This window comes from Caulobacter sp. Root1455, assembly GCF_001426905.1.
GTDB lineage: Bacteria > Pseudomonadota > Alphaproteobacteria > Caulobacterales > Caulobacteraceae > Caulobacter.
This window is the reverse complement of the sequence record NZ_LMFQ01000006.1, coordinates 88624-108986: the sequence shown is the minus strand read 5'-3', so window position 1 is coordinate 108986 and position 20363 is coordinate 88624. Positions and strand designations below refer to the sequence as shown.

28 protein-coding genes and 1 pseudogene are annotated in these 20363 nt (G+C 66.0%); 26 read left to right on the top strand and 3 right to left on the bottom strand.

Annotated features, from left to right (window positions below; translation table 11 throughout):
* Positions 1–136, top strand: a pseudogene (tuf, locus tag ASD21_RS23205) (elongation factor Tu); the annotation flags it as partial.
* A gap of 213 nt (positions 137–349) precedes the next feature.
* On the opposite strand, the gene ASD21_RS05405 reads toward tuf, so the two are convergent.
* Together ASD21_RS05405 and ASD21_RS05400 are read right to left on the bottom strand one after the other, a co-directional pair.
* Complete coding sequence (locus ASD21_RS05405; protein ID WP_056437856.1) at positions 350–1711, bottom strand: serine hydrolase; 1362 nt, start codon at positions 1709–1711, stop codon at positions 350–352.
* A gap of 96 nt (positions 1712–1807) precedes the next feature.
* Positions 1808–3475 (bottom strand): FAD-dependent oxidoreductase, encoded by a 1668-nt coding sequence (locus ASD21_RS05400; RefSeq protein ID WP_056437851.1) that lies wholly within the window; start codon positions 3473–3475, stop codon positions 1808–1810.
* Between the two features lie 118 nt (positions 3476–3593).
* Here ASD21_RS05400 and fdhD point away from each other — a divergent pair, with 118 nt between their 5' ends.
* The 3 genes from fdhD to ASD21_RS05385 all read left to right on the top strand — a co-directional run bounded on the left by fdhD (position 3594) and on the right by ASD21_RS05385 (position 7670).
* Positions 3594–4409, top strand: a complete 816-nt coding sequence (gene fdhD, locus ASD21_RS05395; RefSeq protein WP_056437849.1) for a formate dehydrogenase accessory sulfurtransferase FdhD — start codon at positions 3594–3596, stop codon at positions 4407–4409.
* Positions 4409–6727, top strand: a complete 2319-nt coding sequence (locus ASD21_RS05390) for an FdhF/YdeP family oxidoreductase (protein ID WP_056437845.1) — start codon at positions 4409–4411, stop codon at positions 6725–6727. Before fdhD ends, ASD21_RS05390 begins: the two co-directional genes overlap by 1 nt.
* Before the next feature lie 103 nt (positions 6728–6830).
* Positions 6831–7670, top strand: a complete 840-nt coding sequence (locus ASD21_RS05385; RefSeq protein WP_056437843.1) for a GIN domain-containing protein — start codon at positions 6831–6833, stop codon at positions 7668–7670.
* Between the two features lie 106 nt (positions 7671–7776).
* Here the strand turns inward: ASD21_RS05385 and ASD21_RS05380 are convergent, their stop codons facing one another.
* Positions 7777–8538: an outer membrane beta-barrel protein gene (locus ASD21_RS05380; RefSeq protein ID WP_056437841.1), complete on the bottom strand. Its 762-nt coding sequence runs from the start codon at positions 8536–8538 to the stop codon at positions 7777–7779.
* Between the two features lie 675 nt (positions 8539–9213).
* On the opposite strand from ASD21_RS05380, the gene rpsJ reads away from it, so the two are divergent.
* From rpsJ to secY, 22 genes are all read left to right on the top strand, one after another.
* Positions 9214–9522 carry a 30S ribosomal protein S10 gene (gene rpsJ, locus ASD21_RS05375; protein WP_004616952.1) on the top strand — a complete coding sequence of 103 codons (309 nt, stop codon included), beginning with the start codon at positions 9214–9216 and terminating at the stop codon, positions 9520–9522.
* A gap of 14 nt (positions 9523–9536) precedes the next feature.
* Positions 9537–10307: a 50S ribosomal protein L3 gene (gene rplC, locus ASD21_RS05370; RefSeq protein WP_056437838.1), complete on the top strand. Its 771-nt coding sequence runs from the start codon at positions 9537–9539 to the stop codon at positions 10305–10307.
* Positions 10307–10945 (top strand): 50S ribosomal protein L4, encoded by a 639-nt coding sequence (gene rplD / locus ASD21_RS05365; protein WP_056437837.1) that lies wholly within the window; start codon positions 10307–10309, stop codon positions 10943–10945. The genes rplC and rplD overlap by 1 nt, the downstream gene beginning before the upstream one ends.
* Entirely contained in the window at positions 10945–11241 is a 297-nt protein-coding gene (locus ASD21_RS05360) for a 50S ribosomal protein L23 (protein ID WP_007662755.1), read from the top strand. Before rplD ends, ASD21_RS05360 begins: the two co-directional genes overlap by 1 nt.
* Positions 11242–11245: 4 nt before the next feature.
* Positions 11246–12082: a 50S ribosomal protein L2 gene (gene rplB, locus ASD21_RS05355; protein ID WP_056437834.1), complete on the top strand. Its 837-nt coding sequence runs from the start codon at positions 11246–11248 to the stop codon at positions 12080–12082.
* A gap of 3 nt (positions 12083–12085) precedes the next feature.
* A complete protein-coding gene (gene rpsS, locus ASD21_RS05350; RefSeq protein ID WP_012285669.1) occupies positions 12086–12364 on the top strand; it encodes a 30S ribosomal protein S19 in 279 nt (92 codons plus the stop codon).
* A 3-nt stretch (positions 12365–12367) separates the two neighbouring features.
* Positions 12368–12748 (top strand): 50S ribosomal protein L22, encoded by a 381-nt coding sequence (rplV, locus tag ASD21_RS05345; RefSeq protein ID WP_012285670.1) that lies wholly within the window; start codon positions 12368–12370, stop codon positions 12746–12748.
* Positions 12748–13497, top strand: a complete 750-nt coding sequence (rpsC, locus tag ASD21_RS05340) for a 30S ribosomal protein S3 (RefSeq protein ID WP_028041108.1) — start codon at positions 12748–12750, stop codon at positions 13495–13497. The genes rplV and rpsC overlap by 1 nt, the downstream gene beginning before the upstream one ends.
* Before the next feature lie 12 nt (positions 13498–13509).
* Entirely contained in the window at positions 13510–13950 is a 441-nt protein-coding gene (gene rplP, locus ASD21_RS05335; protein ID WP_012285672.1) for a 50S ribosomal protein L16, read from the top strand.
* Entirely contained in the window at positions 13947–14141 is a 195-nt protein-coding gene (gene rpmC, locus ASD21_RS05330) for a 50S ribosomal protein L29 (protein ID WP_012285673.1), read from the top strand. The genes rplP and rpmC overlap by 4 nt, the downstream gene beginning before the upstream one ends.
* A 10-nt stretch (positions 14142–14151) precedes the next feature.
* Complete coding sequence (gene rpsQ, locus ASD21_RS05325; RefSeq protein WP_035080025.1) at positions 14152–14391, top strand: 30S ribosomal protein S17; 240 nt, start codon at positions 14152–14154, stop codon at positions 14389–14391.
* Between the two features lie 17 nt (positions 14392–14408).
* A complete protein-coding gene (rplN, locus tag ASD21_RS05320; RefSeq protein WP_007662742.1) occupies positions 14409–14777 on the top strand; it encodes a 50S ribosomal protein L14 in 369 nt (122 codons plus the stop codon).
* Positions 14777–15091 carry a 50S ribosomal protein L24 gene (gene rplX, locus ASD21_RS05315; protein ID WP_035080023.1) on the top strand — a complete coding sequence of 105 codons (315 nt, stop codon included), beginning with the start codon at positions 14777–14779 and terminating at the stop codon, positions 15089–15091. Before rplN ends, rplX begins: the two co-directional genes overlap by 1 nt.
* A complete protein-coding gene (rplE, locus tag ASD21_RS05310) occupies positions 15084–15641 on the top strand; it encodes a 50S ribosomal protein L5 (protein WP_056437831.1) in 558 nt (185 codons plus the stop codon). The genes rplX and rplE overlap by 8 nt, the downstream gene beginning before the upstream one ends.
* A 21-nt stretch (positions 15642–15662) precedes the next feature.
* Positions 15663–15968, top strand: a complete 306-nt coding sequence (gene rpsN, locus ASD21_RS05305) for a 30S ribosomal protein S14 (RefSeq protein ID WP_018061186.1) — start codon at positions 15663–15665, stop codon at positions 15966–15968.
* A 10-nt stretch (positions 15969–15978) separates the two neighbouring features.
* Positions 15979–16377 carry a 30S ribosomal protein S8 gene (gene rpsH / locus ASD21_RS05300; RefSeq protein WP_007662733.1) on the top strand — a complete coding sequence of 133 codons (399 nt, stop codon included), beginning with the start codon at positions 15979–15981 and terminating at the stop codon, positions 16375–16377.
* Positions 16378–16396: 19 nt separating this feature from the next.
* Positions 16397–16930: a 50S ribosomal protein L6 gene (gene rplF / locus ASD21_RS05295; protein ID WP_056437829.1), complete on the top strand. Its 534-nt coding sequence runs from the start codon at positions 16397–16399 to the stop codon at positions 16928–16930.
* 3 nt (positions 16931–16933) lie between these two features.
* Entirely contained in the window at positions 16934–17290 is a 357-nt protein-coding gene (rplR, locus tag ASD21_RS05290) for a 50S ribosomal protein L18 (RefSeq protein WP_028041103.1), read from the top strand.
* Between the two features lie 10 nt (positions 17291–17300).
* The gene (rpsE, locus tag ASD21_RS05285) at positions 17301–17906 is read left to right on the top strand and encodes a 30S ribosomal protein S5 (RefSeq protein ID WP_056437826.1); all 606 of its coding nucleotides are present in this window, start codon (positions 17301–17303) and stop codon (positions 17904–17906) included.
* Positions 17907–17909: 3 nt separating this feature from the next.
* Positions 17910–18104, top strand: a complete 195-nt coding sequence (gene rpmD, locus ASD21_RS05280) for a 50S ribosomal protein L30 (RefSeq protein ID WP_056437825.1) — start codon at positions 17910–17912, stop codon at positions 18102–18104.
* A 125-nt stretch (positions 18105–18229) separates the two neighbouring features.
* A complete protein-coding gene (gene rplO, locus ASD21_RS05275) occupies positions 18230–18715 on the top strand; it encodes a 50S ribosomal protein L15 (protein ID WP_056437822.1) in 486 nt (161 codons plus the stop codon).
* A 281-nt stretch (positions 18716–18996) separates the two neighbouring features.
* Positions 18997–20355, top strand: a complete 1359-nt coding sequence (gene secY, locus ASD21_RS05270) for a preprotein translocase subunit SecY (protein WP_056437819.1) — start codon at positions 18997–18999, stop codon at positions 20353–20355.
* Positions 20356–20363: the final 8 nt, after the last annotated feature.

Below are 20363 nucleotides of genomic sequence, written 5' to 3'. Positions count from 1 at the left end.
GATCATGCCGGGCGACAACGCCGAGCTGGACGTCGAGCTGATCACCCCGATCGCCATGGACCAAGGCCTGCGCTTCGCCATCCGCGAAGGCGGCCGCACCGTCGGCGCCGGCGTCGTGGCCAAGATCGTCGAGTAGTCGATCGATCTTCTAGCCTCGGCTAAGACATAGCGAAGGCCCCGGAGGAAACTCCGGGGCCTTTTGCTTTGTAGGTCCTCCCCCTGTGGGGGAGGTGTCGCCCCTAGGGCGACGGAGGGGGGAGGGATCGGCCGATGGCCGAAGCCCGGATCCTCGATCCTGGAACGCCCCCCACCGATCGCTGCGCGATCGCCTCCCCCATGGGGGGAGGGCTTATTTGGCGGCCGCTCGCGGCGCGGTCCGGTCCGTGCCGCCCTGGTGCAGCACCAGGGCCGTGGCGGGTGCGTCGCCGGCCTGGGTGAAGCTGGCCAAGGCGATGGCGGTTTTGGAGAAGAATTCGCCCGGCGCGCTGGCGTAGAGGGGCAGGGGAGGCTGGTTCGTGCTCTGGCTGATCAGTTGATCGCCATGCCGGCTGATGGTGATGGTGATGGTCGGCGACAGCACATAGTCGCCGACATAGAGATCCAACGTTTTGGCGGGCAGCGCGATCGCCTGAGGCGGCCGGTAGGAGCCCACGCACAGGCCCGCCAGCTTCTCGGCGATGCCGTGGGAGGGCGAGGCGTTGTAGTTGGACAGCACGATCGCCACGACGCCGTCCTTGGGAAAACGGACGATGCCGGTCGAGAAGCCGTTGATCCCGCCGCCGTGGCCAATGCGCTCACGACCGGCTTCCTGGTCGATCCGCCAGCCGAACCCGTACTTGTGGCCGTAGTCGGTGAACATCGCCTGACGCGAGGCCGGGGTCAGGATCTTGCCGTCGGCGAGGGCCCGATCCCAGATCAGCAGGTCGCCGGTGGTCGAATAGAGCGAACCGGCCGCATAGGGCAGGGTCATGTCGAGATAGTCGGCGTTCCTCCAGCCGTCCTTGGAGCCCTGATAGCCCGAGGCCCGCTTCTTCAGGATCACGCCGCTGACGTCGTAGCCGCTGTCCTTCATGCCGAGCGGGGCGAAGATGTGCTTGGCCACATAGTCGGCATAGGTCTCGCCCGAGACCTTCTCGATCACGTAGCCCAGCAGGATGTAGCCGGTGTTGTCGTAGTTGTATTTCGCGCCCGGCTCGAACTCCAAGGGCATGTCCCGGGTCAGCTTGACGATCTCGTCCGGCGTCAGGGGCAGCTTGGACGAGCCCTTGTCGAAGAAGCCGGGCAGGGCGGTGTAGCTGGGTATGCCCGAGCTGTGGGTCAGCAGGTGCTTGATCGTCACCTTGGCCCAGGCGGGCGGGGCGTCCGCGTAGTATTTCGAAACCGGATCGTCGATCGACAGCTTGCCCTGCTCGACCAGCTGCAGGATCGCCGTGGCCGTGAACTGCTTGGTGATCGAGCCGAGGCGGAACTTGGTGTCGGCGGTGTTGGCGACGTCCCATTCGCGGTCGGCCGCGCCGAAGCTCTCGCGCCACATCGGCGCGCCGTCCTTGGCCACCAGGATCGAGCCGCTGAAACCCTCGGGCTCCAGATAGGGCGTGATCAGTTCGCGCGCCTGCTTGGCGAAGTCGGGCGCGGCGCAGGTGGGCTGGGCGGCGAGGGCGGGACCGGCCGCCAGCAGGCTCGCGGCGCCGAGCAGTATCGAGAGCTTCATGAGATGGCTTCCCCTGTTGGCTCAACGATCACCGCCCTGGCGACGGGGCGCAATTTAAGGATGTGTAATCTTGGTCGTCGGACAGATCGCGCGTTCTCAGGCCGTCGTCACCGGCTCGGCCAGATAGGCGTGGATCGCGGCCACCACCTGGGCGCCTTCGCCGACCGCCGCGGCCACGCGCTTGACCGAGCCCGCGCGCACATCGCCGATCGCGAACACGCCGTGGCGGCTGGTCTGCAGGGGCGGGTGGCCCGGGGCCAGGTCCTGGCCGGTGCGCACGAAGCCGTGGTTGTCCAGCTCGACATGACATTGAGCCAGCCAGGCGGTGTTGGGCGCGGCGCCGATGAACAGGAAGAGGTGGCTGAGTTCGCAGCGATCCTCCTGGCCGGTGTCGAGATCGCGGTGACGGATCGCGCGCAGTTGGCCGTCCTCGCCCTCCAGCTCGAAGATCTCGTTGCGGGTGACGACCTCGATGTTGGGCAGGCTTTCGATGCGGTCGATCAGGTAGCGCGACATGCTGGCGGCCAGGCTCTTGCCGCGGATCACGAGCCACACCTTCTTGACCTGGCTGGCCAGATAGACCGCCGCCTGGCCGGCCGAATTGCCGGCCCCGACCAGGGCCACCTCCTGGCCCGCGCACAGCTTGGCCTCGAGCGGCGAGGCCCAGTAGTGGACGCTGCTGCCCTCGAACTGATCCAGATTGGCCACCTCCAGCCGCCGGTAGCGGGCGCCGCTGGCGATCACCACGGTCTTGGCCTGGGTGGTCTCGCCGCTGACCAGCTTCAGGTGATAGCCGCCGAGCCCGCCGTCGGCCTCGGCTTCGCCGTCGCAGTCCAGGGTCGCCACCTCGTCGGGGATGGCCAGGTTGGCGCCGAACTTCTGGGCCTGATTGTAGGCCCGGGCCATCAGGGCCATGCCGGAGACGCCGGTGGGGAAGCCCAGATAGTTCTCGATGCGGGCCGAGGCCCCGGCCTGGCCGCCGAACGCCCGGGTGTCGAGCACCAGCACCGACAGGCCCTCCGAGGCGGCGTAGACGGCGGTGGCCAGGCCCGCCGGGCCGGCCCCGACCACGGCCACGTCGTAGACGCGGTCGGGATCCAGGTCGCCGACCATGCCGATGCATCGCGCCAGCTCGGCGTTGGACGGATGGCGCAGGATCTGGCCGCCGGGGCAGAGCACGATCGGCAGTTCGGCCTCGTCGATCGAGAATCGCTGGATCAGCACCTTGGCGCAGTCGACGGTGTCGGGATCGAGGTGCTGGTAGGGATGGCCGTTGCGGCCGAGGAAGCCGCTCAGCCGGATGACCTCGCCGTCGCCGGCGCGGCCGATGATCACCGGGCCTCCGGCCCCGGTTTCCAAGAGTCCGACGCGGCGCAGGATCAGGGCCCGCATGATCTTCTCGCCCAGCTCGGCCTCGGCGATCAGCACCGCCCGCAGGCGGTCGGGCTTGATCCGCAGCACCTCCAGGTCGGTCAGGGCCTCGACGTCGACCAGCGACGGGCGGTTCGACAGCTGGGCCAGCTCGCCGACGAATTGCCCCGGCTCGTGCTCGACGATCATGTGGCGCTCGTCGTGGGCGTCGCGCCGACTGACGCGGGCGCGGCCCTCGAGGATCACCATCAGCCCGGGCGAGACCTCGCCGGCCTTGGCCAGCACCGCGCCGGCCTTGGCGTGGGCGATGTCGCCGAAGCGGCGGATGCGGTCGATCTCCTCCGGCCGGAGGCTGGGGAACATCTGATCGCGACGGGTGTCGATGACGGCCATGATCCTAGAGTGCTTCAGGATCGTCGTTCGGTCATCTTACAACCGCGTCGGATTTTGAACGTTCCTGCCGTGAAGAGGGTGCTTGGACGCGGGAGCGGCCAGGCGGTAGACTCCGGCCATGTCGAAAGCCGCCGCTCAACGCCGTTCCGCCAGCCAATGGCGGGTCGGGACCGGGTCCGAGATCATCGCCCGGGCCACGCCCCAGGAGGTCGCCGTGGGCCTGTCGTTCGACGGCCGGCCGCACACGGTGCTGATGGCCACGCCGGACGATGTCGAGGACCTGGCCTGGGGCTTCACCGTGACCGAGGCGGTGGCCAAGGCCGCGGAGGTGCTCGGGATCGAGGTCACCGAGACGGATCTGGGGATCCTGGCCGACGTCAGGCTCAAGCCCGGCGCGATCCAGCGCAAGGCCCGGCCGCGCACGCTGGAAGGGCGGTCCAGCTGCGGACTCTGCGGGGTGCAGCGCCTGGCCGACGCCGTGCGGCCTCTGCCGCGCCTGGAAGGCGGTGAAAGGGTCTCGCACCAGGCGGTGCAGCGCGCCGTCGACGCCCTGGGCGAGGTCCAGGCCCTGGGCCGCCTGACCCGCGCCACCCACGCGGCGGCCTTCGCCGATACGGACGGGGCGCTGGTCGTGGTCCGCGAGGACGTCGGCCGCCACAACGCCCTGGACAAGCTGGCCGGCGCGATGGCGCGCGCGGGGGGCGATGCGTCCGAAGGCTTCGTGCTGGTCACCAGCCGCTGCTCGTTCGAGATGGTCGAGAAGACCGTGCGGATGGGTTGCTCGATCCTGGTGGCGGTCTCGGCTCCGACGGACCTGGCGATCCGCCGGGCCGAGGCGGCGGGCCTGACCCTGGTCGCCCTGGCCCGCGCCGACGGCCACACGGTCTTCACCTATGCCGAGCGCCTGCTCGACGCTGTTTCGGAGCCCGCGTGATGGCCAAGGACGAGATCGACGCCGCCAACGCCAAGATCCCCGGCATCCATCGCTACGACAACGCCGCCGGCGGCTGGGGCGCGCTGAAGGCGGTGGCCGGGGCGTTGACCGGCCAGGAGACCGTGATCGAGGGCGGCAAGACCCTGCTGCGCGCCAACCAGCCCGAGGGCTTCGACTGCCCCGGCTGCGCCTGGCCCGACCCCAAGCACACCTCGTCGTTCGAGTTCTGCGAGAACGGGGCCAAGGCCGTGGCCTGGGAGGCGACGACCAAGCGCGCCACGCCCGAGGTGTTCGCGGCCCACACCGTCACCGCGCTGAAGACCTGGAGCGACCACGCCCTGGAGGATCTGGGCCGGCTGACCCATCCGATGGCCTACGACAGGGCGTCGGACCGCTACCTGCCCATCGCCTGGGATGAAGCCTTCAAGCGCACGGCCGAGGCCCTCAGGGCCCTGGACCACCCGAACCAGGCCGAGTTCTACGCCTCGGGCCGGGCCTCCAACGAGGCGGCGTTCCTGTTCCAACTGCTGGGGCGGCGGGTAGGCACCAACAATTTCCCCGATTGCTCCAACATGTGCCACGAGCCGACCAGCGTCGGCCTGCCGGACTCGATCGGCATGGGCAAGGGCTCGGTCACGCTGGAGGATTTCGACCACGCCGACCTGATCCTCAGTTTCGGCCACAATCCCGGCACCAACCATCCGCGGATGATGACCACGCTGCGCGACGCCTCCAGGCGCGGCGCCACGATCCTGGCCTTCAATCCGCTGAAGGAAAGGGCGCTGGAGAAGTTCGCCGCGCCGCAGGACCCGGTCGAGATGGCGACCCTGTCCTCGACCCCGATCGCCTCGGCCTATTACCAGCTGACCGTCGGCGGCGACGCCCTGGCGGTGCAGGGGATCATCAAGGCCGTGCTGGCGCTGGACGCCGAGAGCCAGGGCCCAAAGGACAGTAAGGGGGTTCTGGACCGGGCCTTCATCGCCGAACACACCGAAGGCTTCGAGGCGTTGAAGGCCGTCGTCGAGGATCTGAGCTGGGACGAGATCGAAGCCGGGTCCGGCTTGACGCGGGCCCAGATCGAAGAGGCGGCCCGGGCCTATGCCAACGCCAAGGCGACGATCCTCTGCTACGGCATGGGCCTGACCCAGCACCGGTCCTCGTCCAGCACCGTCCAGCAGCTGGTCAATCTGCTGCTGCTGAGGGGCAATATCGGCCGGCCGGGGGCGGGGATCTGTCCGCTGCGGGGCCACTCCAACGTCCAGGGCGACCGCACCGTCGGGATCTGGGAGAAGCCCTCGGCCGGGTTCCTGGATTCGATGGACAGGGTGTTCGCCTTCAAGTCTCCGCGCGAGCACGGCCACACGGTGGTCGAGGCGATCGCGGCCATGGAGACGGGCGAGGCCAAGGTGTTCGTCGGCCTGGGAGGCAACTTCGCCGTCGCCGCGCCGGATCCGACCCGGACCTTCGCGGCGATCCAGAAGGTGGGGCTGACCGTCCACGTCGCCACCAAGCTCAATCGCACTCACCTGCTGCACGGCGCCGAAAGTCTGCTGCTGCCGTGCCTGGGGCGCACCGAGATCGACCTGCAGGCCGGCGGACGCCAGGCGGTGACGGTCGAGGACTCGATGTCGATGGTCCACGCCTCGCGCGGCCTGAATCCTCCGGCCTCCGACCAGCTGAAATCCGAGCCGGCCATCGTCGCCGGCATCGGCGCGGCTCTGTTCGGACCAAACGACATCGTCGACTGGCAAGGCCTGGCCGCCGACTACGACCGTATCCGCGACCTGATCGGGGCGGTCTTTCCCGACCTTTTCGCCGATTATAATGAGCGCGTCCGCCAGCCGGGCGGGTTTCGCCTGCCCGTGCCGCCGTCCGAGCGGGTCTGGAAGACGCCCAGCGGCAAGGCGCAGTTCCTGGTCCATCGTAACGACGGCCGGGACGCCCGGCGGGGCCAGGCGGACGTGCTGCTGCTGACCACCCTGCGCAGCCATGACCAGTACAACACCACCATCTACGGTACGAACGACCGCTATCGCGGGGTGTTCGGCCGCCGCGACGTGGTCTTCGCCCATCCCGACGACATCGCCGCGCGAGGCCTGAAGGCCGGCGACCGCATCGACCTGCTGGCGGCCTTCGACGAGACCGGCCGGCGAGCGGTGCGTGGTTTCACCCTGGTGGAGCGGGACATCCCGCGCGGCTGCCTGGCCGCCTACTATCCCGAGGCCAATGTGCTGGTGGCGCTGGAGGACCACGACCGGCGCAGCGGCACGCCGGCCTACAAGTCGGTTCCGGTGCGGTTGGCGGCCAGCGCCAATTGAGGCTCAATCATGACAAGCGGGTCATGACCTCGAATTAAGTCGTTTCTCGATAAACGCGCGGCTAGCTTTCCCTCAACAACGCTCTGTTTCGAGGGAACAACCGATGCGCGCTCTTCTGCTCCTGGCCACCACCGCCGCCGTTCTGGGCTTCGCCGGCGCGGCCGCCGCCGATCCGTCCGTGAAGATCAAGGACGCCGTGGCCCGGGTCGAGGTGATCCCCGAGGCGCGGAACGACGTGAAGGTCGAATTCCTGACCACCAACCAGAGCCTGCCGCTGAGCATCCGCCAGAACGGCTCGACCACGACGGTCGACGGCGGCCTGCGGATGAACCGCATCAACGGCTGCAACACGGTGATGGGCAAGACCGTGATCCACGTGCGCGGCGTCGGCGACGTGAAATGGGACGACATCCCGCAGATCGTGGTGCGCGTGCCGATGAACGCCGAGGTCGCCGCCGGCGGCGCGGTGTTCGGCAATGTCGGCCGCACCGATCACCTGGAGCTCTCCAACGCCGGCTGCGGGGATTGGACCGTGGCCAACGTCCGGGGCAAGCTCGACCTGAACCAGGCCGGCTCCGGCGACACCAAGGCCGGCAGCGCCGGTTCGGCCGAGATCAACATCGCCGGCTCGGGCGACGTGAAGACCCAGGAGATCGGCGGCGACCTGGAGATCAACATCGCCGGCTCGGGCGGGGTGACCGCCGCCAGCGTCAACGGCAAGCTCGAGGCCAACATCGCCGGTTCCGGCGACGTGACCGTCAACGGCGGCCGTTCGCGCTCGGTCGAGGTCAGCGTCATGGGCTCCGGCGACGTGGTGTTCGACGGCGAGGCCGCCAATGTCGAGGTGTCGGTGGCCGGCTCGGGCGACGTGCGCATCGCCAAGGCGACGGGGCCGGTGAGCAAGCACGTGGCCGGTTCGGGCGACGTGATCATCGGCCGCTAGCCGCCGAACCACGCTCACGCAGCACATATATATATAAAGTGAAACACCCCGGAGCCGAAGCTCCGGGGTGTTTCTTTAGTCCGCTGTATGGCGAACGGCCGCCGCTTTAGCGGACGCCGAAGCCGAACAGGGTGTCGGCGTCGATCAGGTCGGCGCCGGCCGCGTCGCGGGCCTTCAGGCTGCCGCCGAAGGTGTAGCGGAAGCCAACCTTCACGGCGTCGGCCTTCAGGTCGGCCAGGTCTTCGGACTCGGTGTGGCTGTACTTGCCGAAGGTCGACCAGCCGGTGTTGGCGAACTTGTATTCGCCGCCCAGGTTGACGTCCCAGACATCGGCTTCGTTGGCGGCGTCGCCGTCGATCTTCGAGTAGCCGGCGCCGGCGTCCAGTCGGAAGTCGTCCGAGACGAAGTAGCGGGCCTCGCCGCGCACGGCGTACAGGTCGGCGTCCAGGTCGTTCGACTGGCCGTAGGCGACTTGGCCGTTCAGCGTGACGTTGGTGAAGTACTTGCTGGCTTCGGCGCCGACAGCCCACAGGGTGTCGTTCGACGGACGCGACAGGGCCGCGAAGCCGCCGACGCGGACGGTGTCGCCGACCTTGGTGGTCAGGTGAGCGGCGGTCGAGGCGACGGTTTCGTCGCTCAGATCGTTGTCGCTGACCGAGACGTTGCCGTTCAGGGTGACGGTCCAGGCGCCGGTCGGGATGGCGACGTTGCCGTCGACCTTCACCGAGCTGCCGTCGGCGCCGCCGAAGTTGGTGTCGACGTCGGTGTAGTTCACCGCGGCGCCGACCGAGCCCACGTTCTGGGCGAAGGCGGGAGCCGAGACGGCCAGCGCCAGGACGGCGGCGGCGGCAAAGAGTTGGGTCTTCATAGTGGGTAATCCCCTTACTGTGTGGCCTCGATCGGCGGGCGGTCGTTTTGGGGAGGGCCGCCCGTCCGTCGAGGAGCGGCGGATCTATGGAGCTTCGCCCTGTGCGACAAGGCCGGCCGGCGCGGTCAGCGGCGAATTGATGCAGTTTTATGACACTTGCGGAGGCGGGTTAACGTTCCTATCGCGCGTGTCCGCACGTTCTTGCTCTGTTATGCTCAGTTTCGAGCATGTTTCGTGCAACGACGTTATGTTTAGGCCGGTCTTCGTTTCGCCCCGGGGAAGCCGGGTCCCAGGGCGGGAGCGGGCCTCGCGCCGAGCAGGCGGTCGAGCTTGGCTCGGGTCTCGGCTTTTGCCCGGACGAAAGGGCGAACAGGGGAGGGCGCGGATGTCGCACGCCCAACTCCAAAACTGGCCCGTGAACCGCTTGACGAAACCGATTCACACACGTAAAAGCCCCCCTCTGTTGGACCGGCTGTGAGCTTTCGGGCTTAGACGCGGTTCGCGAACGACTGCCGATCGCGCCTTTTGGGGCGCAGTTTTCAGTCACCGGCCCTCACGGGAGACCGTGCGGGCCAATTTGTTTTGCGGACGCTGCGTTCGGACCCCTCGCGGGGACCGAGTTGGTCTTTGAAATGGTTCGAGACGCGGGCGCAGCCCACTAGGAAACCGAGCGATATGGATCGTCAGAACATCCGCATCCGGCTCAAGGCCTTCGATCACCGCGTGTTGGATCATTCCACGCGCGAGATCGTCAATACGGCCAAGCGCACGGGTGCGACGGTACGGGGCCCGATCCCCCTGCCCACGCTTATCGAGAAATTCACGGTCAACCGCTCGCCGCACGTCGACAAGAAGTCGCGCGAGCAGTTCGAGATCCGCACGCACAAGCGCGTCCTCGACATCGTTGATCCGACTCCGCAGACCGTGGACGCGCTGATGAAGCTCGACCTGTCGGCCGGCGTCGACGTCGAAATCAAGCTGTAAGGAGGGCCGAACAGATGACTCTCCCCGCTAATCGTACTGGCGTGATCGCCAAGAAGCTGGGCATGACCCGCTTCTTCGATGAAACCGGACAGCATGTCCCGGTCACCGTCCTGTCGCTGGATGGTTGCCAGGTCACGGCTCAGCGCACCGTTGAGAAGGATGGCTACACCGCCCTCCAGCTCGGCGCCGGCGCCAAGAAGCCGAAGAACACCCCGAACGCCATGCGCGGTCACTTCGCCAAGAACTCGGTCGAGCCCAAGCGGATCGTCGCCGAATTCCGCGTCGAAGAGGCCGCCCTGATCGAAGTGGGCGCGGAATTCACCGCCGACCACTACGTTCCCGGCCAGAAGGTGGACATCCAAGGCATCACCGTCGGCAAGGGTTTTGCCGGCGCCATGAAGCGCTGGAACTTCTCCGGTCTGCGCGCCACCCACGGCGTCTCGGTCTCGCACCGTTCGCACGGCTCGACGGGTAACCGCCAAGATCCGGGCCGTACGTTCCCGGGCAAGAAGATGGCCGGTCACCTGGGTCAGGAAACCGTCACCACCCTGAACGTCACCGTTTGGAAAGTGGACGTGGAGCGCGGCCTGATCCTGGTCAAGGGCGCCGTCCCCGGCTCGGAAGGCTCGTACGTCAAGGTTCGCGACGCGATCAAGAAGGCCGCTCCGGCCGACCTGCCGCGTCCGGGCGCCTTCCGCAAGGCTGGCGAGGCTCCGGCCGCCGCCGCCGCTGAAACCCCCGCTGAGGAAGCCCCCGCGGCGACGACCGAAGAGGGCGAAGGCTAATGAAACTCGACGTCATCAAACTGGACGGCGGCAAGGCCGGCTCCGTTGATCTCGACGACGCCATCTTTGGCATCGCCGACATCCGCGGCGACATCCTGCAGCGCGTCGTCACCTGGCAGCTGGCCAAGCGCCGCTCCGGGAACCACAAGATTCAGGTCCGCAACGAGGTCTCTCGTACGGGCAAGAAGATGTACAAGCAAAAGGGCACCGGCTCGGCTCGTCACGGTTCGCGCCGTGCGGCTCAGTTCGTCGGCGGCGCCAAGGCTCACGGCCCTGTCGTCCGCAGCCACGCGTTCGATCTTCCCAAGAAGATCCGCGCCATGGCTCTGCGCCACGCTCTGTCCTCGAAGGCCAAGTCCGGCTCGATCATCGTGCTGGACACCGCCGTTCTGACCGACCCGAAGACGGCCGCCCTGCGCGCCAACTTCGACAAGATCGGCCTGAAGAACGCGCTGGTCATCGCGGGTCCGGAAGTGGACGGCAACTTCAAGCTCGCCGCCCGCAACATTCCGAACATCGACGTGCTGCCGAACGCCGGCCTGAACGTCTATGACGTGCTGCGTCGCCAAACGCTCGTCCTGACCAAGGACGCGATCGAGGCGATCTCGGCCCGTTTCGCTGAGAAGGAAGCCGCCTGATGGCCGCAACCGCCCGCCACTACGACACGATCCTGTCGCCGGTGATCACCGAGAAGGCCACCCTGCTCAGCGAGCAGAACAAGGTTGTCTTCCGCGTGTCCGCCGATGCGTCGAAGGACGAAATCGCCGCCGCTGTCGAAGAGCTGTTCAAGGTCAAGGTCACCAAGGTCAACACCCTGGTCACCAAGGGCAAGACCAAGCGCTTCCGTGGCATCATCGGACGCCGTTCCGATGTCAAAAAAGCCATCGTGACCCTGGCCGAAGGCCAGTCGATCGACATCACGACGGGGCTCTAATCAGATGGCCTTGAAGCACTTTAACCCGACCAGCCCCGGCCAGCGCGGCCTGGTGCTGATCGACCGCAGCGAGCTCCACAAGGGCCGCCCGGAAAAGAAGCTGGTCGAAGGTCTGACCAAGTCGGGCGGTCGCGGCGGCAATGGCCGCATCGCGGTTCGTTTCCGCGGCGGCGGCGCCAAGCGCCTGTACCGTCTGGTCGACTTTAAGCGTCGTAAGCAAGGCACGGCCACGGTCGTTCGTCTCGAGTACGATCCGAACCGCACCGCCTTCATCGCCCTGATCAAGTATCAGGACGGCGAGCTGTCCTACATCCTGGCCCCGCAACGCCTGAAGGCCGGCGACGAAGTCGTCACCGCCGACAAGGTCGACGTGAAGCCGGGCAACACCTCGCCGCTGCGGACCATGCCGATCGGCACGATCATCCACAACGTCGAGCTGAAGCCCGCCAAGGGCGGCCAGATCGCCCGTTCGGCCGGCGCCTACGCCCAGCTGGTCGGTCGTGACGCCGGTTATGCTCAGATCCGCCTGAACTCGGGCGAGCTGCGCATGGTGCTCGACACCTGCCTGGCCACCGTCGGCGCCGTGTCGAACCCGGACCACATGAACGAAAACCTCGGCAAGGCCGGGCGCGTTCGTCACATGGGCCGTCGTCCTCACGTCCGCGGCGTCGCCATGAACCCGGTCGACCACCCCCACGGCGGTGGTGAAGGCCGCACCTCGGGCGGCCGTCACCCGGTGACCCCGGCTGGCAAGCCGACCAAGGGCGCCAAGACCCGCGTCAACAAGGCCACGGATAAGTTCATCATCCGTTCGCGCCACAAAGCGAAAAAGGGCCGCTAAGCCATGACCCGCTCCGTCTGGAAAGGCCCGTTCGTCGACGGGTACCTCCTGAAGAAGGCCGACGCCGCTCTCGCGTCGGGCCGCAAGGACGTCATCAAGACCTGGTCGCGCCGCTCGACCATCATGCCGCAGTTCGTCGGCCTGGTGTTCGGCGTGCACAACGGTCAAAAGCACGTTCCCGTCTCCGTGTCGGAAGACATGGTCGGCATGAAGTTCGGTGAGTTCGCTCCCACCCGCAACTTCCCCGGCCACGCCGCCGACAAGAAGGCGAAGAGGAAGTAGGCCATGAGCCAAGCTAAACAACCTCGCCGCCTGCCGGCCAACGAAGCGATGTGCAAGGTTCGCACCTTGCGCACCAGCGCCCGCAAGCTGAACCTGGTCGCTCAGTCCATCCGTGGCCTGAACGTCCAGCGCGCTCTGAACGAGCTCGAATTCAGCCACAAGCGTATCGCTCAGGACGTCCGCAAGGCGCTGTATTCGGCGATCTCCAACGCCGAAAACAACCACAACCTCGACATCGACTCGCTGGTCGTCGCCGAGGCCTATGTGGGCAAGAACCTGGTGATGAAGCGCTTCTCGCCGCGTGCTCGCGGTCGGGCCACGCGCGTTGAAAAGCCGTTCTCCGAGATCACCATCGTGGTCCGCGAACTGGGTGAGGCCGCCTGATGGGTCAGAAAGTCAATCCGGTCGGGCTGCGGCTCGGCGTAAACCGTACCTGGGACAGCCGTTGGTTCGCCGACGGCGAACAGTACGGCAAGCTCCTGCACCAAGACCTCGCGGTCCGTGCGATGCTCAAGAAGCGCCTGTATCAAGCCGGCGTCTCGCGCATCATCATCGAGCGTCCGCACAAGAAGTGCCGCGTCACGATCTATGCCGCCCGTCCGGGCGTCATCATCGGTAAGAAGGGCGCTGACATCGACAAGCTCCGCAAGGACCTGTCGGTGATGACGGAAGGCGAAGTTCACCTGAACATCGTCGAAATCCGTAAGCCCGAAACCGATGCGCAGCTGGTGGCCGAGTCCATCGCCCAGCAGCTCGAGCGTCGTATCGCTTTCCGTCGCGCCATGAAGCGGTCGATCCAATCGGCCGTCCGTCTCGGCGCCAAGGGCATCCGCATCAACGTGTCGGGCCGCCTCGGCGGCGCGGAAATCGCGCGTATGGAATGGTATCGCGAAGGTCGCGTGCCGCTCCACACCCTGCGCGCCGACATCGACTACGGTTTCGCGGAAGCCAAGACCACCTACGGCATCATCGGCGTGAAGACCTGGATCTTCAAAGGCGAAGTGCTGGAGCATGACCCGATGGCGCTCGACAAGCGTCTCGCCACTGAGTCCGGCCCGGCCGGCGAAGGTGGTGGGCGCGAGCGCGGCGATCGTCCCGACCGGGGCGACCGCGGCCGTCGCGATCGGGGCTAAGGATAGAGCGCTATGCTGTCACCGAAAAAAACCAAGTATCGCAAGCAGTTCAAGGGCCGTATCCACGGCACCTCGAAGGGCGGCACCCTGCTGAACTTCGGTTCGTACGGCCTGAAGGCCGTCGAGCCGGAGCGCATCACGGCTCGTCAGATCGAAGCTGCTCGTCGCGCCATCACCCGCCAGATGAAGCGTCAAGGCCGCGTCTGGATCCGTATCTTCCCGGACGTGCCGGTCACCGGCAAGCCGGCTGAAGTCCGGATGGGTAAGGGCAAGGGCGCCGTGGACCACTGGGCCGCTCGCGTGGCTCCGGGCCGCATCATGTTCGAAATCGACGGCGTGCCGGACGATATCGCGCGCGAAGCCCTGCGTCTCGGCGCTGCCAAGCTGCCGATCCGTACCCGCGTCGTCACCCGCATCGACGCCGGTGCGGCTCTGGAGGCCGAAGCGGCATGACCAAGATCCAAGACATCCGGGGCATGACTCCCGACCAACTCGCCGAGCAGCTGCTCAACCTGAAAAAAGAGCAGTTCAACCTGCGCTTCCAGGCGGCGACCGGTCAGGTGGAAAAGACCCACCGCGTTGGCGAGATCCGCAAGGAAATCGCCCGCATCAAGACCGTGCTGCGCGCCAAGGCCGCGGCTTAAGGAGAACGATATGCCCAAGCGTATCCTCGAAGGGGTTGTCGTCTCCGATAAGGGCGACAAGACCGTAGTGGTTAAGGTTGAACGGACCATCGTTCACCCGCTGCTGAAGAAGATCGTGCGTCGGTCCAAGAAGTACCACGCGCACGATGAGAGCAATGCGTACAAGGCGGGCGAAGTTGCCCGTATCATCGAGTGCGCTCCGAAGTCCAAGCTGAAGACCTGGGAAGTCCTTCCCAAGGCTTCTGCTTAATCTGGAAGGTTTGAACCATGATCCAGATGCAAACTAACCTGGAAGTCGCCGACAACTCCGGCGCTCGCCGGGTCATGTGCATCAAGGTGCTGGGTGGCGCGGGTCGTCGCTACGCCAGCGTCGGTGACGTGATCGTCGTGTCCGTGAAGGAAGCCATTCCGCGCGGCCGCGTGAAGAAGGGTGACGTGCTTCGCGCCGTCGTCGTTCGCGTGAACCAAGGCATGAAGCGTAAGGACGGGTCGCTGATCCGTTTCGACAAGAACGCCGCGGTCATCGTCAACAAGCAGAGCGAGCCGGTCGGCACGCGGATCTTCGGCCCGGTTCCTCGTGAACTGCGCGCCAAGAACCACATGAAGATCATCTCCCTCGCCCCCGAGGTGCTGTAATGGCTGCCAAGATTAAGAAGGGCGACCGCGTTGTCGTCCTGGCCGGCAAGGACAAGGGCAAGCAAGGCGCTGTGACCCAGGTTCTCCCCAAGGAGAACCGCGTCCTGGTGCAAGGCGTGAACCTGGTTCAACGCCACACCAAGGCCACGCAAGCCGATCCGCAAGGCGGCATCAAGAGCAAGGAAGCGACCCTGCACGTCTCGAACGTCGCGCTGGTCGATTCCAACGGCAAGGCCACCCGCGTCGGCTTCAAGATCGAAGGCGACAAGAAGGTGCGCGTCGCCAAGACGACGGGCGAGGTGATCAATGGTTGATCAAGCTTACGAGCCGCGACTGAAGTCCGAATATCGCGCGCGCATCCGCGCCGCGATGAAGGAACAGTTCGGCTACACGAACGAAATGCAGATCCCCAAGCTGGACAAGATCGTCCTGAACATGGGCATCGGCGAAGCTGTGGCCGACTCCAAGAAGGCCCAGACCGCGCTGAAGGATCTGATGGCTATCGCCGGCCAGAAGCCGGTCGCCACGAAGGCCCGCAAGTCGATCGCCGGCTTCAAGCTGCGCGAAGGCATGGTGGTCGGCGGCAAGGTGACCCTCCGCAAGGACCGGATGTACGAATTCCTCGACCGCCTGGTCACGATCGCGCTGCCGCGCGTGAAGGACTTCCGCGGCCTGAACGGCAAGAGCTTCGACGGCCGTGGCAACTACGCCATGGGCCTGAAGGAGCACCTGGTGTTCCCGGAAATCAACTATGACCAGATCGAACAGATCTGGGGCATGGACATCATCGTCTGCACCACTGCGAAGACCGATCAGGAAGCCAAGGCTCTCCTGAAGGAATTCCAGTTCCCGTTCAACAATTAAGAGCGGGCAGGGAAACACACCATGGCCAAGAAAAGCGCCGTTAACCGTAATCTCGCGGTCAAGGCCCTCGTCAAGCAATACGCCGACAAGCGCGCCGCGCTGAAGGCTATCGCCAACGACGAAAGCCTGCCGCTGGAAGAACGCTTCGAAGCCCGCCTGAAGCTCGCGAAGCTTCCGCGCAGCTCGTCGGCCGTTCGCATTCGCAACCGTTGCGAAGTGACCGGCCGCCCGCGCGCCTACTATCGCAAGCTGAAGATGAGCCGGATTGCTCTGCGCGAACTGGGTTCGCAAGGGCAGATCCCCGGCCTCGTCAAGTCGAGCTGGTGAGGACGATCAGATGTCGATGAACGATCCCCTGAGCGATATGATCGCTCGCATCAAGAACGCCGCCACGCGCAAGCGCGCCAAGGTCGCGACGCCGGCTTCCAAGCTGCGCGCCCGCGTCCTGGACGTGCTGGCCGACGAAGGCTACATCCGCGGCTACTCGCTGGTCGAGAAGCCCGGTGCGTTCCCCGAATTCGAGATCGAGCTCAAGTATTTTGACGGTGAGCCCGTGATCGCCGAGATCAGCCGCGTGTCCAAGCCTGGCCGTCGCGTCTATTCGTCGATCAAGGACCTGAAGCCGATCAAGAACGGCCTGGGCATCTCGATCCTTTCGACGCCGAAGGGCGTCATGTCGGACTCCGCCGCACGCGACGCTAACGTCGGTGGCGAAGTCCTCTGCCGCGTCTACTAGGCGCGGGAGGGAACAGAGCATGTCACGTATCGGTAAGAAGGCCGTCGCGATCCCCTCGAACGTGCAAGTCACGATCGACGGGCAGACGGTCACGGTGAAGGGCCCCAAGGGGCAACTCGCCTGGACCATCGCCGAAGAGATCGCCGTTTCGCAGGAAGGTTCCGACCTCCTGCTGGCGGCGCGCGATGAAAGCAAGCGCGCCAAGTCGATGTGGGGTCTGTCCCGCACGCTGGTCGCCAACATGGTGCAAGGCGTCACCACGGGCTTCGAGGAAACCCTCGAGCTGGTGGGCGTCGGTTACCGCGCCGCGATGAAGGGCTCCGCGCTCTCCATCCAGCTCGGTTTCTCCCACGACGTGGACGTCGAGGCTCCGGCCGGCGTCACCTTCGCGGTGCCCAAGCAGACCGAAATCAAGATCGCCGGCGCTGATAAGCAGGCGGTTGGCGAGATTGCCGCGAAAATCCGCCGCATTCGTCCGCCGGAGCCCTACAAGGGCAAGGGCGTGCGTTATGCTGGCGAGAAGGTTCGCCGCAAGGAAGGCAAGAAGAAGTAAGCCATGGCGCTCTCACCTCGCGAATCCGCCGTGCGTCGTGCCCAACGCACCCGCACCCGCCTCAAGGCCCTGTCCAACGGTCGTCCGCGTCTGTCGGTCTTCCGTTCGTCCAAGAACATCTACGCCCAGGTCATCGATGATGAACGCGGCGTGACCCTGGCTTCGGCCTCCACCCTCGAGGGTGAAGGTTCGGCCAAGGGCGCGGACAAGGACGCGGCCGCTCTGGTCGGCAAGCTCGTCGCCGAACGCGCCATCGAAAAGGGCGTCAAGGACGTCGTCTTCGATCGTGGCGGCTACATCTTCCACGGACGGGTGAAAGCCCTGGCCGACGCCGCGCGCGAAGCCGGCCTGAACTTCTAAGGGAAACATCATGGCTCGTGGTGATCAACAGCGCGGTGAAGGCGGTCCTCGCCGGGACCGACGCGACCGCAACGCCCCTGAAGAGCGGGTCGACAGCGACATCGTCGAAAAGCTCGTCCACATTAACCGCGTCGCCGCCACCGTTAAGGGCGGCCGTCGCTTCAGCTTCGCTGCTCTGATGGTCGTCGGCGACCAAAAGGGCCGCGTCGGCTACGGTCATGGCAAGGCGCGTGAAGTGCCGGAAGCCATCCGCAAGGCGACCGAAGAAGCCAAGAAGACCATGGTCCGCGTCCCGCTCCGCGAGTCGCGCACCCTGCACCACGACGGCTACGGCCGTTGGGGCGCTGGCAAGGTCATGATGCGCGCTGCCCCTCCCGGCACGGGCGTCATCGCCGGTGGTCCGATGCGCGCGGTTCTCGAAACCCTGGGCGTCCAGGACGTCGTGGCCAAGTCGACGGGTTCCTCGAACCCGTACAACATGGTGCGCGCCACGTTCGAAGCCCTGAAGGTCCAATCGTCGCCCCGCCAGATCGCCGCCAAGCGCGGCAAGAAGGTCGGCGACATTCTCGGCCGCCGCGCCGACGGAGCCTCGGCTCCGGACGCCATCGAGGGCTAAGACATGGCTACCGCTAAGCAAACCAAGACCGTGAAGGTGCGCCAGACCGGCAGCCCGATCCGTCGCAACGCCACCCAGCGCGCCACGCTCGCTGGTCTGGGTCTCAACAAGCTGGGTCGCGAGTCCGAGCTGGAAGACACCCCGTCGGTGCGCGGCATGATCCGCAAGGTCCAGCACCTGCTGGAAATCGTCGAGTAGTTCTGCTACGGGACGTCGAAATCGCCACCCCGGTGAAAGCCGGGGTGGTTTTCGTTTGAGTTTCTTTGTTTTCAAAAGCCGAGTCTGGCCGCTGGCCAGGCGCAGATCTCCAAGGAGAGGCACACATGACCAAGCTTAATGAACTGGCTCCGGCTCCCGGCTCGACCAAGGGCCGCATGCGCATCGGCCGCGGCCCGGGTTCGGGCAAGGGCAAGACCGGTGGTCGCGGCGTGAAGGGCCAGAAGGCGCGCTCGGGCGTCGCCATCGCCGGCTTCGAAGGCGGCCAGATGCCGCTGCACATGCGTATGCCTAAGCGCGGCTTCAACAACCCCTTCCGCCTGGAGTTCGCTGAAGTGAACCTGTGGCGCCTGGAGCAGGCCGTGGCCGCTGGCAAGTTCAAGGCCGGCGCGTCGCTCGACGCCGCCGCCCTGGTCGCCGCCGGCGTGATCCGTCGCGAGCTGGACGGCGTGAAGCTGCTCGGCAAGGGCGAAATCAAGTCGGCCCTGAAGCTGACCGTCTATTCGGCGACCGAAGCGGCCATCAAGGCCGTGGAAGCGGCCGGCGGTTCGGTGACCGTGACCAAGAAGGCCAAGGTTCAAGCCGAAGCCTAAGACCATAATGTCATCCCGGAGCGGCGCCCCGTGCTTTGGGGCGCCGTCGCCGGGATCGCGGAGAGGGCAGGGGACACCCCGCCGCCCCCGCAGTTTCCCATCGGGATGACAGAATAACGAGGCTCGCCGTGACATCGCGGCGAGCCTCACCTATGTACGGCTCCGTACTCGGGCTTTGCCCGGCCCCGGCGATTCATCGCCGACCGGACCAGAGCTCGGATTTATGCTTGGAGCGCGACCTGACCGCGGACGCGGCGCGCGCTCTCGACGTGGGGATTTGAATGGCCTCGGCCGCCGAACAACTCGCAGCCAACATGAACTTCGGGTCCTTCCAGAAGGCCACCGAACTTCACAAGCGCATCTGGTTCACGCTCATCGCCCTGATCGTCTACCGGCTCGGCACCTATGTGCCGATCCCGGGGATCAATCCGGAAGCCTTCGCCGCCGCGTTCTCGCAGCAGTCGAAGGGCATCCTGGGCATGTTCAACATGTTCTCGGGCGGCGCCGTGCAGCGCATGGCCGTGTTCTCGCTGAACGTGATGCCCTACATCAGCGCCTCGATCATCGTGCAGCTGATGGGCTCGGTGTATCCGCCGTGGGAAAAGCTGAAGAAGGAAGGCGGCGAAGCCGGCCGCAAGACCCTCAACCAGTACACCCGCTATCTGGCGGTGATCCTGGCCGTGATTCAGTCGTTCTCGATCGCCGTGGGCCTGCAAAGCCAGGCGGGCATGGTGGTGGGCGGCATCGCCCCGGCGTTCTTCATCGCCTCGACCGTCGTGGCCCTGACGGGCGGCACCCTGTTCCTGATGTGGCTGGGCGAGCAGATCACCAGCCGCGGCGTCGGCAACGGCGTATCCCTGATCATCTTCACCGGCATCGTCTCGGCCTTGCCGCTGGGCGTGGTGCAGATGTTCACCCAGGTGCAGACCGGCGCCATGTCGGGCTTCGCCCTGTTCGCCGTGGGCGTGCTGGCGATCGCGGTGATCTTCTTCATCGTCTTCGTCGAGCGCTCGCAGCGCCGTCTGCTGGTCCACTATCCCAAGCGCCAGCAGGGCAACCGGATGATCGGCGGCGACACCTCGTTCATTCCGCTGAAGCTGAACACTTCCGGCGTCATCCCGCCGATCTTCGCCTCCAGCCTGCTGCTGCTGCCGACGACCGCCATGGGCTTCCTGGCCACGGCCAACCTGCCCAACTGGCTGCAATGGCTGCCGACCGCGGTCGGCGCCCTGCAGCACGGCCAGCCGCTGTTCATGGTGCTCTACGCGGCCCTGATCATCTTCTTCTCGTTCTTCTACACCTCGGTCGTGTTCAATCCCGACGAGACCGCGGAGAACCTGCGCAAGTACGGCGGCTTCATGCCGGGCATTCGTCCGGGCAAGCGGACGGCGGAGTATCTGGACTATGTCCTGACCCGCCTGACCGTGATCGGCGCGGCTTATATCACCGCTGTCTGCATCTTCCCGGAACTGCTGATGAACAGCATGGGCCCGACCAAGTTCACCCTGGGCGGCACTTCGATCCTGATCGTCGTGACCGTGACCATGGATACGGTCGCCCAGATCCAGTCCCACCTGCTGGCTCACCAGTACGAGGGTCTGATCAAGAAGTCGAAGCTGCGCGGCGGCAAGGGGCGCTAAGCCTTTCC

Coding starts and splice junctions, on each gene's coding strand:
- ASD21_RS05405 (WP_056437856.1), bottom strand. CDS start 1,711: ATGAAGCTCTCGATACTGCTCGGCGCCGCGAGCCTGCTGGCGGCCGGT.
- ASD21_RS05400 (WP_056437851.1), bottom strand. CDS start 3,475: ATGGCCGTCATCGACACCCGTCGCGATCAGATGTTCCCCAGCCTCCGG.
- fdhD (WP_056437849.1), top strand. CDS start 3,594: ATGTCGAAAGCCGCCGCTCAACGCCGTTCCGCCAGCCAATGGCGGGTC.
- ASD21_RS05390 (WP_056437845.1), top strand. CDS start 4,409: ATGGCCAAGGACGAGATCGACGCCGCCAACGCCAAGATCCCCGGCATC.
- ASD21_RS05385 (WP_056437843.1), top strand. CDS start 6,831: ATGCGCGCTCTTCTGCTCCTGGCCACCACCGCCGCCGTTCTGGGCTTC.
- ASD21_RS05380 (WP_056437841.1), bottom strand. CDS start 8,538: ATGAAGACCCAACTCTTTGCCGCCGCCGCCGTCCTGGCGCTGGCCGTC.
- rpsJ (WP_004616952.1), top strand. CDS start 9,214: ATGGATCGTCAGAACATCCGCATCCGGCTCAAGGCCTTCGATCACCGC.
- rplC (WP_056437838.1), top strand. CDS start 9,537: ATGACTCTCCCCGCTAATCGTACTGGCGTGATCGCCAAGAAGCTGGGC.
- rplD (WP_056437837.1), top strand. CDS start 10,307: ATGAAACTCGACGTCATCAAACTGGACGGCGGCAAGGCCGGCTCCGTT.
- ASD21_RS05360 (WP_007662755.1), top strand. CDS start 10,945: ATGGCCGCAACCGCCCGCCACTACGACACGATCCTGTCGCCGGTGATC.
- rplB (WP_056437834.1), top strand. CDS start 11,246: ATGGCCTTGAAGCACTTTAACCCGACCAGCCCCGGCCAGCGCGGCCTG.
- rpsS (WP_012285669.1), top strand. CDS start 12,086: ATGACCCGCTCCGTCTGGAAAGGCCCGTTCGTCGACGGGTACCTCCTG.
- rplV (WP_012285670.1), top strand. CDS start 12,368: ATGAGCCAAGCTAAACAACCTCGCCGCCTGCCGGCCAACGAAGCGATG.
- rpsC (WP_028041108.1), top strand. CDS start 12,748: ATGGGTCAGAAAGTCAATCCGGTCGGGCTGCGGCTCGGCGTAAACCGT.
- rplP (WP_012285672.1), top strand. CDS start 13,510: ATGCTGTCACCGAAAAAAACCAAGTATCGCAAGCAGTTCAAGGGCCGT.
- rpmC (WP_012285673.1), top strand. CDS start 13,947: ATGACCAAGATCCAAGACATCCGGGGCATGACTCCCGACCAACTCGCC.
- rpsQ (WP_035080025.1), top strand. CDS start 14,152: ATGCCCAAGCGTATCCTCGAAGGGGTTGTCGTCTCCGATAAGGGCGAC.
- rplN (WP_007662742.1), top strand. CDS start 14,409: ATGATCCAGATGCAAACTAACCTGGAAGTCGCCGACAACTCCGGCGCT.
- rplX (WP_035080023.1), top strand. CDS start 14,777: ATGGCTGCCAAGATTAAGAAGGGCGACCGCGTTGTCGTCCTGGCCGGC.
- rplE (WP_056437831.1), top strand. CDS start 15,084: ATGGTTGATCAAGCTTACGAGCCGCGACTGAAGTCCGAATATCGCGCG.
- rpsN (WP_018061186.1), top strand. CDS start 15,663: ATGGCCAAGAAAAGCGCCGTTAACCGTAATCTCGCGGTCAAGGCCCTC.
- rpsH (WP_007662733.1), top strand. CDS start 15,979: ATGTCGATGAACGATCCCCTGAGCGATATGATCGCTCGCATCAAGAAC.
- rplF (WP_056437829.1), top strand. CDS start 16,397: ATGTCACGTATCGGTAAGAAGGCCGTCGCGATCCCCTCGAACGTGCAA.
- rplR (WP_028041103.1), top strand. CDS start 16,934: ATGGCGCTCTCACCTCGCGAATCCGCCGTGCGTCGTGCCCAACGCACC.
- rpsE (WP_056437826.1), top strand. CDS start 17,301: ATGGCTCGTGGTGATCAACAGCGCGGTGAAGGCGGTCCTCGCCGGGAC.
- rpmD (WP_056437825.1), top strand. CDS start 17,910: ATGGCTACCGCTAAGCAAACCAAGACCGTGAAGGTGCGCCAGACCGGC.
- rplO (WP_056437822.1), top strand. CDS start 18,230: ATGACCAAGCTTAATGAACTGGCTCCGGCTCCCGGCTCGACCAAGGGC.
- secY (WP_056437819.1), top strand. CDS start 18,997: ATGGCCTCGGCCGCCGAACAACTCGCAGCCAACATGAACTTCGGGTCC.